15 protein-coding genes and 1 pseudogene are annotated in these 15,567 nt (G+C 64.6%); 5 read left to right on the forward strand and 11 right to left on the reverse strand.

Annotation, left to right across the window (positions count from 1 at the left end; all coding sequences use genetic code 11):
* Positions 1 to 133: 133 nt before the first annotated feature.
* Positions 134 to 883: a TorF family putative porin gene (locus tag AC1RDJ_RS01995; RefSeq protein WP_493026357.1), complete on the forward strand. Its 750-nt coding sequence runs from the start codon at positions 134 to 136 to the stop codon at positions 881 to 883.
* An 84-nt stretch (positions 884 to 967) separates the two neighbouring features.
* Here AC1RDJ_RS01995 and AC1RDJ_RS02000 read toward each other — a convergent pair whose 3' ends face one another.
* The 3 genes from AC1RDJ_RS02000 to AC1RDJ_RS02010 are packed head-to-tail and all read right to left on the reverse strand — an operon-like array spanning position 968 to position 2,809.
* On the reverse strand, positions 968 to 1,519 hold the full coding sequence (locus tag AC1RDJ_RS02000) for a division plane positioning ATPase MipZ (protein ID WP_493026358.1): 552 nt from the start codon (positions 1,517 to 1,519) through the stop codon (positions 968 to 970).
* Positions 1,497 to 2,528 carry a 4-hydroxy-tetrahydrodipicolinate synthase gene (gene dapA / locus AC1RDJ_RS02005; protein ID WP_493026359.1) on the reverse strand — a complete coding sequence of 344 codons (1,032 nt, stop codon included), beginning with the start codon at positions 2,526 to 2,528 and terminating at the stop codon, positions 1,497 to 1,499. Before dapA ends, AC1RDJ_RS02000 begins: the two co-directional genes overlap by 23 nt.
* Positions 2,525 to 2,809: a hypothetical protein gene (locus AC1RDJ_RS02010; protein WP_232251033.1), complete on the reverse strand. Its 285-nt coding sequence runs from the start codon at positions 2,807 to 2,809 to the stop codon at positions 2,525 to 2,527. The genes dapA and AC1RDJ_RS02010 overlap by 4 nt, the downstream gene beginning before the upstream one ends.
* 242 nt (positions 2,810 to 3,051) lie before the next feature.
* Between AC1RDJ_RS02010 and AC1RDJ_RS02015 the strand changes: the two genes are divergently transcribed.
* Together AC1RDJ_RS02015 and AC1RDJ_RS02020 are read left to right on the forward strand one after the other, a co-directional pair.
* Positions 3,052 to 4,044 carry a gamma-glutamyl-gamma-aminobutyrate hydrolase family protein gene (locus AC1RDJ_RS02015; RefSeq protein WP_071321990.1) on the forward strand — a complete coding sequence of 331 codons (993 nt, stop codon included), beginning with the start codon at positions 3,052 to 3,054 and terminating at the stop codon, positions 4,042 to 4,044.
* The gene (locus AC1RDJ_RS02020; RefSeq protein ID WP_493026360.1) at positions 4,041 to 5,120 is read left to right on the forward strand and encodes an alginate lyase family protein; all 1,080 of its coding nucleotides are present in this window, start codon (positions 4,041 to 4,043) and stop codon (positions 5,118 to 5,120) included. Before AC1RDJ_RS02015 ends, AC1RDJ_RS02020 begins: the two co-directional genes overlap by 4 nt.
* A 13-nt stretch (positions 5,121 to 5,133) precedes the next feature.
* Here the strand turns inward: AC1RDJ_RS02020 and AC1RDJ_RS02025 are convergent, their stop codons facing one another.
* From AC1RDJ_RS02025 to AC1RDJ_RS02060, 8 genes and pseudogenes are all read right to left on the reverse strand, one after another.
* Complete coding sequence (locus AC1RDJ_RS02025) at positions 5,134 to 7,605, reverse strand: TonB-dependent siderophore receptor (protein WP_493026361.1); 2,472 nt, start codon at positions 7,603 to 7,605, stop codon at positions 5,134 to 5,136.
* A 95-nt stretch (positions 7,606 to 7,700) separates the two neighbouring features.
* Positions 7,701 to 8,480, reverse strand: coding sequence for a FecR family protein (locus AC1RDJ_RS02030; RefSeq protein WP_493026560.1), 780 nt, complete (start codon positions 8,478 to 8,480; stop codon positions 7,701 to 7,703).
* A 54-nt stretch (positions 8,481 to 8,534) separates the two neighbouring features.
* Positions 8,535 to 9,017, reverse strand: a pseudogene (locus tag AC1RDJ_RS02035) (sigma-70 family RNA polymerase sigma factor); the annotation flags it as partial.
* A 301-nt stretch (positions 9,018 to 9,318) separates the two neighbouring features.
* On the reverse strand, positions 9,319 to 10,449 hold the full coding sequence (locus AC1RDJ_RS02040) for a YbdK family carboxylate-amine ligase (protein ID WP_493026362.1): 1,131 nt from the start codon (positions 10,447 to 10,449) through the stop codon (positions 9,319 to 9,321).
* On the reverse strand, positions 10,450 to 11,637 hold the full coding sequence (locus tag AC1RDJ_RS02045) for a cation:proton antiporter (RefSeq protein WP_071326208.1): 1,188 nt from the start codon (positions 11,635 to 11,637) through the stop codon (positions 10,450 to 10,452). It abuts the gene before it with no gap.
* A gap of 308 nt (positions 11,638 to 11,945) precedes the next feature.
* Positions 11,946 to 13,115 carry a vWA domain-containing protein gene (locus tag AC1RDJ_RS02050; protein ID WP_493026363.1) on the reverse strand — a complete coding sequence of 390 codons (1,170 nt, stop codon included), beginning with the start codon at positions 13,113 to 13,115 and terminating at the stop codon, positions 11,946 to 11,948.
* Complete coding sequence (locus tag AC1RDJ_RS02055) at positions 13,109 to 13,762, reverse strand: GNAT family N-acetyltransferase (protein WP_071321992.1); 654 nt, start codon at positions 13,760 to 13,762, stop codon at positions 13,109 to 13,111. The genes AC1RDJ_RS02050 and AC1RDJ_RS02055 overlap by 7 nt, the downstream gene beginning before the upstream one ends.
* 9 nt (positions 13,763 to 13,771) lie before the next feature.
* Positions 13,772 to 14,641 carry an AAA family ATPase gene (locus tag AC1RDJ_RS02060; protein ID WP_071321993.1) on the reverse strand — a complete coding sequence of 290 codons (870 nt, stop codon included), beginning with the start codon at positions 14,639 to 14,641 and terminating at the stop codon, positions 13,772 to 13,774.
* 233 nt (positions 14,642 to 14,874) lie between these two features.
* Here AC1RDJ_RS02060 and AC1RDJ_RS02065 point away from each other — a divergent pair, with 233 nt between their 5' ends.
* Both AC1RDJ_RS02065 and AC1RDJ_RS02070 read left to right on the forward strand, forming a co-directional pair.
* Positions 14,875 to 15,204: a c-type cytochrome gene (locus AC1RDJ_RS02065; protein ID WP_071321994.1), complete on the forward strand. Its 330-nt coding sequence runs from the start codon at positions 14,875 to 14,877 to the stop codon at positions 15,202 to 15,204.
* A gap of 11 nt (positions 15,205 to 15,215) precedes the next feature.
* A complete protein-coding gene (locus AC1RDJ_RS02070) occupies positions 15,216 to 15,557 on the forward strand; it encodes a c-type cytochrome (protein ID WP_071321995.1) in 342 nt (113 codons plus the stop codon).
* The last annotated feature ends 10 nt before the right edge of the window (positions 15,558 to 15,567 follow it).

A 15,567-nucleotide genomic window follows, 5' to 3' on the forward strand; every position in this document is an offset into this window, starting at 1 on the left:
AAACCGCTTTTCATCCCCTGTCTGAAAACAGGCGCCGCGCGCGCCAGGGGGACGCTTTACCCGAATTTTTGCAGCGGCGGGCCAGCTGCGCCATGTTGGCAAAGGCCCATACCACCCATGAAGAAGAAAAACCATGAATAAAATGTTACTTGCACTCGCCGTCGCCACCGCCTTTACCGGCAGCCTGGCCCACGCCGACGAGGCCAAGCCGGACAACGAGCTGAGTTTCAACGTGGCCGGCGTGTCTGACTACCGCTACCGCGGCATTTCGCAGACGCGCTTGAAGCCCGCGCTGCAGGGCGGCTTTGATTACGTCAACAATCCCACCGGCCTGTATGCGGGTGCGTGGGCCTCGACCATCAAGTGGACCAAGGACGCGGGCGGCAGCGGCGACGTGGAAGTGGACCTGTATGCGGGCAAGCGCGGGCAGTTGAACGCCGATATCGGCTACGACGTGGGCGTGCTCGCATATGTGTACGCGGACAATGGCTTGAAGCACGTCGCCGGCCTGGCCAACGCGGATACGCAGGAAGTCTACGGCCAGCTGTCGTATGGCCCGGCCTACATCAAGTACTCGCATGCCGTCTCCAACCTGTTCGGCATCGTCAACAGCAAGAACAGCGGCTACCTCGATATCGGCGCGAATATCGACCTGACGAATGGCTGGACCGGCAACCTGCATGCGGGCCATCAGAAGGTCAACAACAATGATGCATCGAGCTACACGGACTGGAAAGTGGGCGTGACGCGCGACTTCGGTTTTGTTTCGGGCGCGCTGGCCGTGATCGGCACGAATGCCGGCAAGGCCGCCTATGCCTCGCCGGTCAACGGCAAGTTCATGGGCAAGACGGCGCTGCTGCTGACGGTAAGCAAGACGTTTTAATTGAAGGGAGGAGAGGCGGCGGCGCCGCCTTTCGCGTGCTGAAAATGGGGCCGGACCCGGCGGGTCTGGCCCCAGCCGTCGTTGCTATGCCGCGCGGTGGCTGCAGTCGAACACGGCGCAATACAGCTGTCCCAGGCCGACCACGCGGGCTGCCGGAATCCGCGCGGCCAGGGTGTGGGCGGCCGACGCTTGCGTGTCCGTTGCCAGCAAGACGCATAGCCCGGGATTGAAGCTGCGCGCATGCGCGATGCGGCGCGTCAGGCCTGCCTGCGCGGCGGCGTCGACGCCGCCGTCCAGCGGCACCACCAGCACGCGCGCAGCGATCAGGGCCGAGCGGCTGCCCATGGAATCGCGGCCTTCGCTGTCGATGACGATGTCGTGGTAGCAGGTCACCAGGTGCTCGAGTTCCGGCTGCAGGCCCTTGGCGCTGATGGCGCGCGCCATCAGGCGCGGCCGCGTCACGCTGTTTTGCGTGACGCCGTCGTGCATGATCCTGGCCTGCGCCAGGGCTCCCTGGCGCGGATCGGCATCGAGCAGCAATACCTTGCGTCCGGCCAGCGCGCGCGAGGCAGCCAGGCGTCCGGCGACGATGGATTTTTCCATCCCGCCGCGTTCATCCGTGATGGCGATGATCATCGTGGCGTACCGCGGGCATGATGTTGGCAGGGTAGACCAGCTGCAGCAGGCAGCTTTCGCGCGCGGCCTGCCTTTCATCGGCCGTCCATGCGGGCAGCTCCATCAGCTGCTCCAGCGCATCGGCCAGCGCGGCCTGGCCGGCCTGGGACATGGGTGTCATCGGCAAGCGCAGCTCGTCGCGCACCTTGCCCTGCATGGCCAGCGCCGCCTTCACGGGGCCGGGGTTGGGTTCGGAAAACAGCAGGCGGATGACGGGCAGCATGGCCTTGAACAGGGCGCCTGCCGCGCCGTGGCGGCCCTGCTTGACGAGGTGGAACAGCTGCGCATACAGGTCGGGACGTACCTGGGCGGCGGCCGACATGGCGCCGTGGCCGCCCATGGACAGGCTGGCCAGCAGCAGCGCATCGTCGCCGCACAGCACGTCCAGGCGCGTGTCGAGCAGCAATTCGCCGAGCTGCTGCAGCGTGCCGCCCGCTTCCTTGATGGCGACGAAATGGGAGTCGCGCGCCAGCAGGGCAGCCGTCTGCGGCGCGATATTCACGCCCGTGCGGGCCGGCACGTTGTACAGCACGATGGACTGGTCGGTGGCGGCGGCGATGGCCTGGAAGTGGCGCACGATGCCGTCCTGCGACGGGCGCACATAGGCGGGGGCGGAGATCAGCAGGCCGGCCAGCGGATGGTCGTTATAGCGCTGCACGCTGGCGATGACGCCGTGCGTGTCGCTGCCGCCCACGCCCATCACGACGGGAAAGCGCGGACCGACGGCTTCGAGCACGCTATCTAGCAGCATGGTCTGTTCGGCGGCGCTCAGCATGGCCGCCTCGCCCGTGGTGCCGCACGCGACCAGACCGTCGATGCCGCTGGCGGCCAGCTCGCTGGCCAGCTGCTGCGCGGCGTCGACGTCGATCTGGCCATCGCGGAACGGCGTGACCATCGGCACCCAGATGCCCTGGAAGTGCGCGGTGATGCGGGAGGTGGACATCGCCTGCTCGCAGGCATACTGGTTCATAGCGATTTCCCCTGGCTGATGCGGCCAAATTCCGCCGCCGGCAGCAGGCGCATGACGGCATCCATCGTCAGGCGCAGGGCCGGTTCCGTCACGCACAGCCAGACTTTCATGCGCTCGGCATGGTCGACCGCTTCGACGCGCATGAACGAGAGCATGCCGCCGCAGGTCTTGACGACCAGCTGGCGCAGCTCGGCCAGGCAGGATTTGTCGACCGTGATGTGCATGAGGAAGGTGGGCAGGCGGGGATGGCGGTGGGGCAGCGCTTGATGCGCTGGAGGCATAGAGTGGCGTGAATGGGGATCCATGGCGGCTTTGCAGCGGTGGTTGAGGTACGTTCAAGATTAGCAGCGGGGCCGTAAAGATTCTCTAAAAAGCGGGGCCGCCGGCGTAAACGCGGCGTATGCGTTGGGTGCGCTCCTGTTGCGCGGATGCGCCGCACGTATGCTTTTGTTACAAAATTGAATCGTGCTTTCGGAGGCGGGGGGTTATATTGAAACCGTCCCCGCTTTGAGTCAGCCTTGCCATGTCAGACGAAAAAGATCCCCAGCAGCCCCCTTCCACCGATCCTGCGCCGCCATCCCGGCCCGACCGGGTTGGCCGGGCGTCCGATGACGAGCACCGCGCACGCGACGCCGCGCCGCGCTACCTGAAGGACAATGACACGCCGCTGGCGCTGGCCTGGCGGGTGATCTCGTCGCGCTACCGTTCCATGCGCGACAAGGCGAGCCGCGATTTCATGCGGCGCACCTTGCGCATCGGCATCTCGGCGCGCATCTTCCATCCCGAGCCCGGTGCCACGGGCCTGCGCAGCAAGAACCTGCAATACCTGGAAGAGTCGATCGCGCAGTGGGTCATGTCGCGCGATGTGCTGGTGTTCATGATTCCCACGGTCAATACCAGCGGCCTGCTCCACCCGAGCAACATCACCTTGCGCCACTATGCGCGCCACCTGGACGGCCTGGTGCTGCAGGGCGGCGCCGACGTCTCGCCGCAGACCTATTCGGAGACGGCCACGCGGCCCGAATGGAGCGGCGACCGCGCGCGCGACCTGTACGAGCTGGAGCTGCTGCACGAATTCGTCGACGCGGGCAAGCCCGTGCTGGGCATTTGCCGTGGTTGTCAATTGATTAATGTCGGTTTCGGCGGCACGCTGTACCAGGACATTGCCTCGGACGTGGAAGGCGCCACCTCGCACGTCAACGACCTGTATGACCGCCACCGCCACAGCATCGTCTTCCCGAAAGGTTCGTCGCTGGCCGGCCTGTTCCCGAAGACGGGCGAGGCACTGGTCAACTCCATCCACCACCAGTCGGTCAAGGACCTGGGACGCGACATCACGGTGGAAGCGTATTCGCAGGGAGACAATATCGTCGAGGCCATCCGCTACCAGCGGGCGCGCTTCGTCATGGGTCTGCAGTGGCACCCGGAATTCCATTCGGCGGGCGGCGTCGAGCTGCTCGACTGCACGCCCATCCTCGACAACTTCCTGCGCGCGGCGCGGGAAACGCGGTTTTGACGCCCATCCTGATGCGCCGCCGCGCCGTGCTGGCCGGCTTGCTGGCGCTGCCCCTGGCGCAGCTGCGCGCGGAGCCGCGCCCGCACGAGGCAGCGCTGCCGTTTGCCCTGACGTCGGCCGAGCGCGCCCGCACGCTGACGGTGCGCGTGGCCCCTGCCGTTGCCGAACAGGTGCTCAAGGCGGCGCGCAAGGATGCGGCGCGGCCCGTGCATTTGATGGCGCAAGTGCGCACGGGCGGCTTGCTGAAGGGCGAGGGCGGGCGCGAACACAGCCAGCAGGCGCAGGAAGACTGGCGCCAGGCGCGCCTGCAGGCGCTGGCCTGGCGGCTGTCGGGCGACATGGCGCATTTCGAGAGCGCGCGCCGGCTGGTGCTGGCCTGGAGCAGTGGCTATCAGCCGTCGTTCAGTCCCGTCGACGAGACGGAGCTGGCCAGCCTCCTGATGGGCTTTGATTTGCTGCAGGAGCGACTGAATGGCGTCGAGCGCGAGCAGGTGCAGGCATTTTGCCGCACCCTGGCGCACGGGTACTTGAGCGATCCGATCAAGGTGGGCGGGCCGTCGACGGCGCGCAACAACTGGCATAGCCACCGCATCAAGATCGGCACGGCCGCCGCTTATCTCACGGGCGAGGCGCTGCTGATCGCGCGCGCGAAAGAGCGCTTCCTGGCCCACGTGCCGCGCAATATCGGCGCTGGCGGCGTGCCGTTCGACTTCGAACAGCGCGACGCCCTGCATTACACCACCTACAGCCTGGAACCGCTGCTGGCGACGGCGCTGATGGCGCAAGCCCATGGCGACGACTGGTATGGCGCGCCGCCGGCGCGGCGCCTGGCCGAGGCGCTGGCCTGGCTGGCACCGTATGCGCAGGGAAAAAAGACGCACGAGGAATTCGCGAAAAGCGCCGTGCCCTTCGACCGCAAGCGCGTGGCGGCCGGCGAAAAGGGCTTCACGGGGAACTGGGAACCCAAGGGCGCCGCCAATGTGTACCTGCTGGCGGCGCGCTTCGATCCCGCTTATCTGCCGCTGGCGCTGGAATTGCGCCCGCCGGCATGGGCGCTGGCGTTGTACGGCACTTAGTTGGAACTTCGCGTTAAAACTTCGTGCGCACGGTGAACATCACGCTGCGCGGTTCGCCATAAAAGCCCGTCTGGAACAGGCCCAAACCCGTCATGTATTTCTTGTCCAGCAGGTTGTTCACGTTGAGGCTGGCCGTGACGTTCTTGCTGATTTCATAGCGGGCCAGCAGGTTGACCAGTGCGTAGCTGCCCTGCTTGATGCGCGAATAATCGTTGATGGCGGGATTCCAGATATTGCCGTAGTAGCTGCTTTGCCAGTTGATGCCGCCGCCGACGGTCAGCTTGTCCAGGCTTGCCGGCAGGCGCCACGTGCCCTGCACGCGCACCAGGTGGGCCGGCTGCGTGGTTTGCAGCATGGTGGAAAACACGTCCTTGCCCTCCGCGTCGCGCACATGCGCATAGGTATAGCCGGCGCTCAGCTTCACATCCCTGGCCACTTCGCCCGTCACTTCCATTTCCACGCCGCGGCTGGTGACGCCGTCGATGGCTCGATACGCTTCTTCGCCGTTGACTTCGCCCACAGAGCTGGCCACGTTGCTTTGGCGGATCTGGAACAGGGACGCGCTGGCATTGACCTTGCCGTCAAGGTACTCCGCCTTCACGCCCGCTTCGAAACCCTTGCCGCGCACGGGGGCGAGGAAGTTGCGGTTGACGTCGCGGTTGCTCTGCGGCGCGAAGATGCTGGTGTAGCTGCCGAACACGGAATATGTCTTGTCGAGGTCATACACGATGCCCGCATACGGCGTGATGACCTTGTTTTCCTCGATGCGCGACTGGATGCGCGCCGTGCCGCTGTCGAAGAAAGTACGGTCCTGTTCCTGCCTGTAGTCGCTGACGCGCGCGCCGACGATGACGGACAGCGCGTCGACAGGATGCAGGCGCACGGCGCCATACAGGCCGCTCTGGCGCGTGCTGTCGTTGTCGTTGCCCAGGCGCTTGAAGGCCGGTTCCGCGTACTGGCCGCGCCAGTCGAAATAGCTGCCTTCGACTGGTGGATAGATGGATTCGTAGACGGGGCCATCCTGCTTCGCCGTCGATGAAGAATAGCCGACCATGGCTTCGTGCCGGCGGCCGAAGGCCGTGAACGGGCCGCTGGCGTCGACGTTGACGGTGGTCTGACGGCGGTCGCCCTTGTATTTCCCCATGAAGAAATAGGCGCCTTCGCCCGTGGCGGGGTCGGGATTGCCGCCGCTGGCCGAGCCGAGCACGCTGTCATGCTTGCTGCGCAGCTGGTTGGCGCTCAATTTCACCTTCCACTCGTTGGCGAAGCTATGCTCCAGCGACGTAAACAACGTGGTGTTCTGCATGTCGCGGCGGCTCCAGTCCGTGGCCGGGTTCCACGCGGTGGGGAAATCCGTGCGCGAGCCATCCGAGAACAGCACGGGAAAACCGGTCCAGGTCGAGCCGCGCGGCTTGTAATCCTGGTGCGTGAAACTGGCCGTCAGCAGGGTGACAGGCGTCAGGTCCGCCTCGATGATGCCGTAGGCGACCGATTTTTGCTGTTTATAGCGGTCCAGGTAGGAGTGCTTGTCCTGGTAGGCGCCCACCAGCCGGCCGCGCACCGTGCGGCTGTCGTTCAGGGGGCCGGAGACATCGACTTCGCCGCGGTAGTTGTCCCACGAGCCGGCGCCCAGGGTGGCCGAGCCCTCGAAGCTGGCGGTGGGGCGCTTGCGCACCATGTTGACGGTGGCGGACGGGTCGCCCGAGCCGCTCATCAGGCCCGTCGCGCCTTTCAGCACTTCGATGCGGTCGTAGATGGCCATGTCGCTGTTCGTCGTGCCCCAGTCGTACACGCCGTCATAGATGGCCGATACGCCGTCGTACTGGAAATTGGTGACGGCGAAGCCGCGCGCCTGGAAGCTCCAGCGGTCGCTGTCATAGTTCTGCACGCTCACGCCATTGACGTTCTTCATGACGTCGGAGACGGCGTTGCTGTTCTGGTCATCCATCTGCTGGCGCGTGACGATGGTCAGCGATTGCGGCGTTTCGCGCTGCGTCAGGACCAGGCCCGTGGCGCCGCTGGCGGGGCCGCCCGTATAGCTGCCCGTGCCGGCCGTCACGGCGCTGCGTTCGGCCGCTGCCACCACGGTGACGCCGCTCATGACGGCCACGCCGCGGCTATCCGCCGAAGGGGCGCCGGCGCTGGCGGGGATTTTCTGCAACAGGTAGCCGCCATTCGCCTGCGGCACGGCTTGCAGGCCGCTGCCGGCCAGCAGCGCGCGGAAACCGTCCTGCAGGCTGTAGCGGCCTTGCAGGCCGGCGCTGCGCAAGCCTTGCGTGGCCTCGCTGGAGAACGACAGCAGGATGGCGCTGTCGCTGCCGAAGCGCGTCAAGACATCGCCCAGCGAGCCTGCGGGAATGCTGTAGCTGCGCACTTGCTGCGTTTGCGCCTGGGCTGACGCCGGCAGGGCCAGGGCCATGCCGATCTGCGACAGGGCGCAGGCCAGTACGGTGCGGGTAAGGAGGGAACGCGAAGCGTGATGCATGTGAAAAAACCTTTCGTGGATGCGCAAGATGGGGACTGCCTATCTTCCAAGTCACGCGACTACGGCGAAACAGCTCAATTTCAAGAGAATATTTTTTAGCGTGCCGCCAGTTCGATGCGCACGACCTGATGTCCCCAGAAGCGCGTGACGGTATTGCGGCGCAACTGCAGGCTGGCGCAGACGGCGTCGAGGATGGCGTCCGTGTCGGCCAGCGGGTAGGAGCCGGAGACGCGCAAGCTGGCGATGCCGGGCGCACAGCTCAGCGGCTGCTCGCAGTAGCGCGTCAGCTCGGCGAGGAAATCGGCCAGGCGCATGTCGCGCGCCACCAGCATGCCACCGAGCCAGGCCCCGCCATAGGGAGCCAGCGCCTGGCGGTGGTATCCCGCGCTGTCGAAGTGGGCGCCCTCGCCGGGACGCAGCACCAGGCGCTGGCCGCCATCGTCGGCCAGCACGGCGACGGCCCCTTCGAGCACGCCGGCGCTGGCGTAGGCATCGTGCAGGCGCACCGTGAAACGCGTGCCCAGCGCCTGCAGGCCGCCATGCGGTGTGCTGACGAAGAACGGCCGTTGTGCCGCGTCCTTGCCGGTGGCGATGAAGATCTCGCCGGCCAGCAGCACGATGCGCCGCTGTTCGCCGCTGTAATCGATGTTGACGGCGCTGCTGGTGTTGAGGGTGAGCTGGGTGCCATCGCTCAGGGTCACGACGCGGCGCCGGTTGACGCCCGTGCGGTAGTCGGCCGTCCAGCCGCGCCATGGCGCATGGCGTTCGAATGCGTACAGCGAAGCGCCGCAGGCCAGCAGCAGGGCCAGGGTCTTGACGGCGTGGCGGCGCGGCGCATTCGCCTGCACGCAGGCGCGCAGCAGGGTCGCCTGCATGGCCGGCGGCAGATGCTCGTGCTGCAGTTGCAGCTGCTGCCACGCGTGCGTGGCGCTGCCGGCGCGCTGTAGGTGGCGTTTCACCGTGGCCAGCGAGATGCCGAGCTGGCGCGCGATGTCTTCCTGCGGCAGGTCGTCGAGCTGGCGCAGCAGGAAAGCGCGCTTGACGGGCGCCGGCAAGCCGTCGAGCATGCGGTCAAGTTCGAATACGGTGGCCAGCAGCAGTGCCCGTTCTTCGGGCGACGGTGCATGCAAAGGCGGCAGCTGTGCCAGCACGTCGAGGTAGGCCAGTTCCAGTTTCTGGCGCCGGTAGTGGTTGAATAGCACGCGCTGGGCAACGGTGGCGAGAAAGGCACGCGGCTCGCGCGCGGCGACGGCGTCCTCCCGGTCGAGCAGGCGCATGAAGGTGTCATGCGCCACGTCGGCCGCGCAGGCGGTGCTGCCCAGCTTCTTGCGCAGCCATCCCTGCAGCCAGCCGTGGTGGTCGGCGTACAGTGTCGCGATGTCCTGGCGTTGTAGCGGCTCTGCCAGCGGCATCGCGTTCCCCTTGCATGGCCGGCCCGGCTGGATCGGTGGATTAAACAATAATAAGAATCATTCTCACTTATTGTAACAAGCGGGGCCGGCTGCTGTAAATGACGGGGAGGCGAGGTGTGGTTTTTTGGCTTTGCGTGGTTGGGCGGGAAGTCAAAATGCCTGGCAACACCGTCGCGCGCGGAAGGGGGCGGGCAGGTCGGATGAGTCCGCAGTACGTCATCCGACAACATTGTTGGCGACGCCAGTCGGATTGCGCGGCGGGCCGCCGCTAATCCGAGCTACGTTTCCATGCTGACCGGCGTCAGTAGTTCATCGGCTCGCCGCGAAAACATCTGATGGCCGAATCGACCATGCCCTCGGCGCTGCCCTGCAGGCTGTGCTGCTTGCGCAGGTATTGCGCATCGCTCCACTGCTTGGCCACGTCCGACAGGTGTTTCAGGGCCTGCGTGCTGCCCAGCGCCTCGGCGTGCGGTTCCATCTTGCGCAGGGTGGTCATGATGTCCTCGCGCAGCGACATCGTCTCGTAGGTTTTCGGATGCGTGATGGCGCCGTCGAGGCCGAAGCGGCAGGCCTGGAAGCGGTTGTAGTTATACACGAGGTAATCGTCTTCCACCGGCGGCGTCTCGCGGCGTTCGAGCAGGTAGCGGCACAGCGCCTGCAGGTAGGCGGCCAGCGCGGCGGCCCGCTCCACCGTCAGCGGCGTGTCGCACACGCGCAGCTCGATGGTGCCGAATTCCGGCTTGGGGCGGATATCCCAGTAAAAGTCCTTCATGCTCTTGATGATGCCCGTGTTCTCCATCTTGGCGAAATACTCGTTGGAGAACTGGTCCCAGCTCAGGGTGAATGGCGCGCGTCCGCTCATGGGGAAGGCGAACACGGAGTTCAGGCGTGCCGAATCGAACAGCGTGTCGCGTCCCTGCACGTAGGGCGAGGAGGCCGACAGGGCGATGAAGTGGGGGATGTAGCGGTTCAGCGAGTGCAGCAAAAACATGGCGTCGTCGCCCGAGGCGCAGCCGATATGCACGTGCTGGCCGAAGATGGTGAACTGCTTGGCCAGGTAGCCGTACAGTTCCGAAATTTCCTGGAAGCGCGGCTTGGAAAAGATCTTTTGCGACGACCATTGCTGGAACGGGTGCGTGCCGCCGCCCGCGATGCCGATATTGAGCTTGTCTCCGGCCGTGATCAGCGTGTCGCGGATTTCCTGCAGCTGCTCCAGAAGGGGGCCATGATGCGTGTGCACGCTCGAGTTGATCTCGATCATGCTCTCGGTGATTTCCGGCGTGACGTTGCCGGGAAACGGTTTTTTATTCAGCAGGTGCAGCAGGTCGGGGCTGGCGGCCGTCAGGTCGTAGTCCGACAGGTTCACCAGCTGCAGTTCGAGTTCGACGCCGAAAGTCAGCGCGGCCGATTGGCCAAAGGGTTCCAGCGGCATTTAGCGCTCCTTGATTTCGTGGGTTTCTTTTGCCAGCATCAGCACGCGCTGCACGAGTACGGGGCCGACCAGTTCCAGGCCCAGGGTGACGGCGGCCAGGGCATTCAATTCGTCGCCGAAGTTCACGCCGTGCTGGCGCGCGTGTTCGAGCAGCAGGATGATGAAGACGGAGACGGGCGTCAGCGCCACGCCTGTCAGGATGCCCTTGCGCCAGGAAATGCCGCTGACATGCGAGAACGCGGCCACGCCGACGACTTTCGTCAGCAGGCGGCCGCCGACGACGGCCAGGGCCAGGCCGGCGCCGGCCGTCACGCTGCCCCATTCCAGGGTCGAGGCGGCATACACGAACAGCAGCACCGTCAGCAGTTCGCCCAGCGCGCCGAAATTGCGCTGCGCCTGGCTGAAGGCGACGCGGCGGTGGCGCGCCACCAGTCCGAAGGTCAGGGTGGCCAGCAGCGGCGACAGGCTGGTGGTGTAGGTCAGGGCGACGAGCAGCATGACGGACAGGGCGAAAGCCACCGTGGCGTCCTGCGCCATGTTGCCCAGGCGGCGCAGCATGGCGGGCACGATGATGCCGAAGACGGTGCCGGCGGCCACGGAGGCGGCCAGCACGGCGGCGCTGCTGCTGGTCGCCTCGATCAGGTCGGTGGAGCTCTGGAACATCCAGAAACCGATGATGATGTTGAAGGTGAAGACGGCCAGCACGCAGTTGAGCGCCGTCAGGTGGACGATGCGCTCGGTGACCTGGCCCGAGCTGCGCTCCTCGTTGATGACGCGCATGATGGTGGCCGGCGAGGTGGACATGGCCAGCGACGCCAGCAGCAGCGCCGTCATCGATGTGGTGCCGAACTCGATGCCGATGAAGTACACGACGGCAAAGGTCAGCAGGGACTCGACGAGGCCCGTGACGGCGATCCACGGGTTGTTTTTCAGCCAGCGCAGGTTGATGCGGTAGCCGACTTCGAACAGGATCAGGCCGAAGGCCACGTCGGCCAGCACCAGCATGGGGCCGGCGTCCGTCTGCGGCAGGATGCCGACCTGCGTCTGCGCCAGGATGAAGCCGATCACGCCGTAAAAACTGATGCGCGGCAGGCCCGTCCAGCGGTGGCCGAATTCGCCGACGACCCAGGCCAGGGTAATGGCGAACGGCCAGGACAGGTCGGCGGCGATCGAGATTAGACTTTGCATGCTCATTCCTTTGAAGTGTCGCTGGCACCGGCCGGCAGCATGGAGACTGGCGCGGCAACAGCATGGTGCAGCTTTGGTGCATTGTTTGCGCAGAGCGTTGCGCCGATTCTACCGGAGCAGAAGGCGCGCACGATGTGCGCAATCGAACAGTGCCGTGGTCATGGCGGCCACGCACGGGATGCGGCAGGGGCGGGGCATGGCCATGCCGATGGCGCGCCGCCCGCGGCGGAGAGGCTCCGCACGGTTGTTTCTACCGCAGTGTACGACATGGCGGCGGCATGCCGCCATGGACTTTTTGTTGCACGCTTTTATTTACTGAGCAAGCGCATGCCCCGTTCCAGTCCGTCGATCGATAGCGGGAACATGCGGTTGTTCATCAATTGCCGCATCACGCCGATGGACTGGCGGTACTGCCACAGGCCTTCCGACTCGGGATTGAGCCAGATGAATTTCGGGAAGGCGGCGGTAAAACGCGCCAGCCATGTCGATCCCGCTTCCTCGTTGTTGTATTCGACCGAGCCGCCCGGCTGCAGTATTTCATAGGGGCTCATGGTGGCGTCGCCGACAAAAATCAGCTTGGTGTCGGGCGGGTACTTGCGCAGCACGTCCCAGGTGGGGAAACGCTCGGCGTTGCGGCGCCGGTTGTTCTTCCACAGGTAGTCGTAGACGCAGTTATGGAAGTAAAAGAATTCCATGTTCTTGAATTCCGTCTTCGCCGCCGAGAACAGTTCCTCGGTACGCTCGATATGGTCGTCCATGCTGCCGCCCACGTCGAGCAGCATCAGCACCTTGATGCGGTTCTTGCGCTCGGGCCGCATCCTGATGTCGAGGTAGCCCGCGTTGTTGGCGGTGGCGGCGATGGTGGCGTCGAGCGCCAGCTCGTCCTCCGCGCCTTCGCGCGCGAACTTGCGCAGGCGGCGCAGCGCCACCTTGATGTTGCGCGTGCCCAGCTCGCGCTCGCCGTCGTAATCCTTGTAGCTGCGCGCTTCCCACACCTTCACGGCCGTGCGATTGCCGCCCTTGCCGCCGATGCGGATGCCTTCCGGGTTCGTGCCGCCGTTGCCGAACGGCGAGGTGCCGCCCGTGCCTATCCACTTGCTGCCGCCTTCGTGGCGTTCCTTCTGTTCCTTCAGCAGCTCGTTCAGGCGCTCCATCAGCTTGTCGTAGCCGAATTTTTCCAGCTGCGCCTTCTGCTCTTCGGACAACTCGCGCTGCATGCGTTTCAGCAGCCAGTCGAGCGGAATCGTCGCATTCGTCTCGAAGGCCGCACTGACGCCCTTGAAGTACTGCGCGAACGCGCGGTCGAACTTGTCGAAATGCGCTTCATCCTTGACCAGGGTGAGGCGCGACAGATAGTAGAAATCGTCCATCGAGGCGCCGATGACGTTCTTTTGCAGCGCCTCGAGCAGCGTCAGGAATTCCTTGATGGAGACGGGAATCTTTGCATCCTTGAGGGTGAAGAAGAAATCGATCAGCATGGCGCGCTTTCGCCATCCGCGCCGCCGTCGGCCCTGGGCAGCGCCGCGATGGGACGCTGCGCCAGCTTGTAGCGCAGGTGGGCGGCGATTTCCGGCCACTCGCCGCGCGCGATGCTGTACATGACCGTGTCGCGCACGGTGCCGTCGCGGCGCAGCGCATGGTGGCGCAGCACGCCATCCTTTTTCGCGCCCAGGCGTTCGATGGCCGTCTGCGAGGCGTGGTTGAAGTTGTCGGTGCGCAGTCCCACCAGCGCGCAATCGAGAGTCTCGAAGGCGTGCGCCAGCAACAGCAGCTTGCAGGTGGTATTGACGTGGCTGCGCTGGCAGCGCTTCGCATACCAGGTGTAGCCGATTTCCAGGCGGCCGATGGCGGGTACCACGTCGTGGTAGCTGGTGGTGCCGATCACGTCGCCGCTGGCGACGTCGATGACGGCAAAGGCGAAGCGCGCAGGGCGCATCTCGATGGCCTTGAAGATGTACTGGTCGACCTGGTCCGGTTCCGGCACGGACGTCACGCGCAGGTTCCATAATTCGCCATCCATGGCCGCGGCGCGCAGGCCGGGCGCGTGATGGGGCGCCAGCGCCTCGAGGCGGATGCCGTGCAGCTCCAGCGGAACGAAGACGTTTTCCGTGCTGATGTCTTTCACCTGCGCTCCTTAGCGGTTGGTGCGCGACATGAACATCAGGCGCTCGAACAGGTGCACATCCTGTTCGTTTTTCAGCAGCGCCCCGTGCAGGGGCGGCACGACGGCCTTGTTGTCCTTGCTGCGCAATGCTTCGGCGGGGATGTCCTCGGCCAGCAGCAGCTTGAGCCAGTCGAGGAATTCCGACGTCGACGGTTTTTTCTTCAGGCCCGGCACGTCGCGCACTTCATAGAAGGTTTGCAGCGCCTGCGCCAGCAATTCCTGTTTCAGGTGGGGATAGTGGACGGCGACGATCTGCTCCATCGTGTCCTTGTCCGGGAATTTGATGTAGTGGAAGAAGCAGCGGCGCAAGAAGGCGTCCGGCAATTCCTTCTCGTTGTTCGAGGTGATGATGACGAGCGGGCGATGGCGCGCCGTGACCATTTCGCGCGTTTCGTAGACATAGAATTCCATGCGGTCGAGTTCGCGCAGCAGATCGTTCGGGAATTCGATGTCGGCCTTGTCGATCTCGTCGATCAGCAGCACCACCGGTTCGGGCGCCGTGAACGCCTGCCACAGCACGCCCTTGACGATGTAGTTCTGGATGTCGCGCACGCGCTCGTCGCCGAGCTGCGAATCGCGCAGGCGCGAGACGGCGTCGTACTCGTACAGGCCCTGCTGCGCCTTGGTGGTCGATTTGATATGCCATTGCATCAGCGGCATGTTCAGCGCCGCCGCCACTTCCTCGGCCAGCATGGTCTTGCCCGTGCCGGGCTCGCCCTTGATCAGCAGTGGCCGCTGCAAGGTCAGTGCCGCATTCACGGCCAGTTTCAGGTCGGCGGTGGCGACATAGCTGTCGGAACCTTCGAAGCGGTGGCCTTGCTGTGGGTGCTGTGCTTGCATGAGCGGTCTGCCAAAGTATTGAAAGGGTGAGTATAAACAGAACTGGGGCGTACTGCCACGCAGGCGGCCTGTGCCCGCCCGCATACACTGGTCTTTTTGTAGGTGGACTTGCAAGAACATCTTGGTTAGAATCGGCAAGTAGCAGCTTAATTGTCAACCTTAATTGTCAATACATAAGATCAATAAAAACCAGCTCTGGCGTTTCTCCGATTACCTTTGTTCACTTTGCCACTATGAAAAAAATATTTGCACTTCTCGTGCTTGCCGGCATCGCAAATGCCGTCACAGCGGCTGACATTGTAGGAAACGCCAAGGCAGCCACTGCCAAGGTGGAAATGTGTATCGGTTGCCACGGCATTCCCGGTTACAAGGCAACTTTCCCTGAAGTGTTCCAGGTGCCGATGATCGGCGGCCAGTCGGCAAAATACATCGAAAATGCGCTGCAAGCGTACAAGAAGGGCGATCGCAAGCACCCCAGCATGAAGGGCATCGCCAGCAGCCTGTCGGACCAGGATATCGCCGACGTCGCCGCCTACTATGCGCAACAAGCCAAGCCGAACTGAGGACCAGCCAGATGAAAACATTATTCGCCGCCCTCGTTTGCGCCACCGTCTCGTTTTCCGCCGTTGCCGCCGGCAATATCAACACGGGCAAGGTCCTGGCGGAGAAATACAGCTGCGCCACCTGCCACGGCAAGGATTATGGCTCGCCCATCGACCCGTCGTATCCGAAACTGGCGGGCCAGCACAGGGATTACCTGGAACACGCGATGACGGCGTACAAGCGGGGCGACAAGGCCAACGGCCGCAACAACGCCATCATGACGGGCCAGGTCAAGCCGCTGAGCAACCAGGATATCAAGGACCTGGCCGCCTACTTCCACAGCCTGCCCGGCACCCTGGTGACGCACCGCTGAGCGGTGTCGC

The sequence above is a fragment of the Janthinobacterium sp. GW822-FHT07H10 genome (genome assembly GCF_058798675.1).

Bases quoted from the DNA above. Each gene is read 5' to 3' on its own strand.
- AC1RDJ_RS01995 (WP_493026357.1), top strand. From the start codon at position 134: ATGAATAAAATGTTACTTGCACTCGCCGTCGCCACCGCCTTTACCGGC.
- AC1RDJ_RS02040 (WP_493026362.1), bottom strand. From the start codon at position 10,449: ATGCCGCTGGAACCCTTTGGCCAATCGGCCGCGCTGACTTTCGGCGTC.
- AC1RDJ_RS02050 (WP_493026363.1), bottom strand. From the start codon at position 13,115: ATGCTGATCGATTTCTTCTTCACCCTCAAGGATGCAAAGATTCCCGTC.
- AC1RDJ_RS02000 (WP_493026358.1), bottom strand. From the start codon at position 1,519: ATGATCATCGCCATCACGGATGAACGCGGCGGGATGGAAAAATCCATC.
- AC1RDJ_RS02010 (WP_232251033.1), bottom strand. From the start codon at position 2,809: ATGCCTCCAGCGCATCAAGCGCTGCCCCACCGCCATCCCCGCCTGCCC.
- AC1RDJ_RS02025 (WP_493026361.1), bottom strand. From the start codon at position 7,605: ATGCATCACGCTTCGCGTTCCCTCCTTACCCGCACCGTACTGGCCTGC.
- AC1RDJ_RS02015 (WP_071321990.1), top strand. From the start codon at position 3,052: ATGTCAGACGAAAAAGATCCCCAGCAGCCCCCTTCCACCGATCCTGCG.
- AC1RDJ_RS02045 (WP_071326208.1), bottom strand. From the start codon at position 11,637: ATGCAAAGTCTAATCTCGATCGCCGCCGACCTGTCCTGGCCGTTCGCC.
- AC1RDJ_RS02065 (WP_071321994.1), top strand. From the start codon at position 14,875: ATGAAAAAAATATTTGCACTTCTCGTGCTTGCCGGCATCGCAAATGCC.
- dapA (WP_493026359.1), bottom strand. From the start codon at position 2,528: ATGAACCAGTATGCCTGCGAGCAGGCGATGTCCACCTCCCGCATCACC.
- AC1RDJ_RS02070 (WP_071321995.1), top strand. From the start codon at position 15,216: ATGAAAACATTATTCGCCGCCCTCGTTTGCGCCACCGTCTCGTTTTCC.
- AC1RDJ_RS02030 (WP_493026560.1), bottom strand. From the start codon at position 8,480: ATGCAGGCGACCCTGCTGCGCGCCTGCGTGCAGGCGAATGCGCCGCGC.
- AC1RDJ_RS02060 (WP_071321993.1), bottom strand. From the start codon at position 14,641: ATGCAAGCACAGCACCCACAGCAAGGCCACCGCTTCGAAGGTTCCGAC.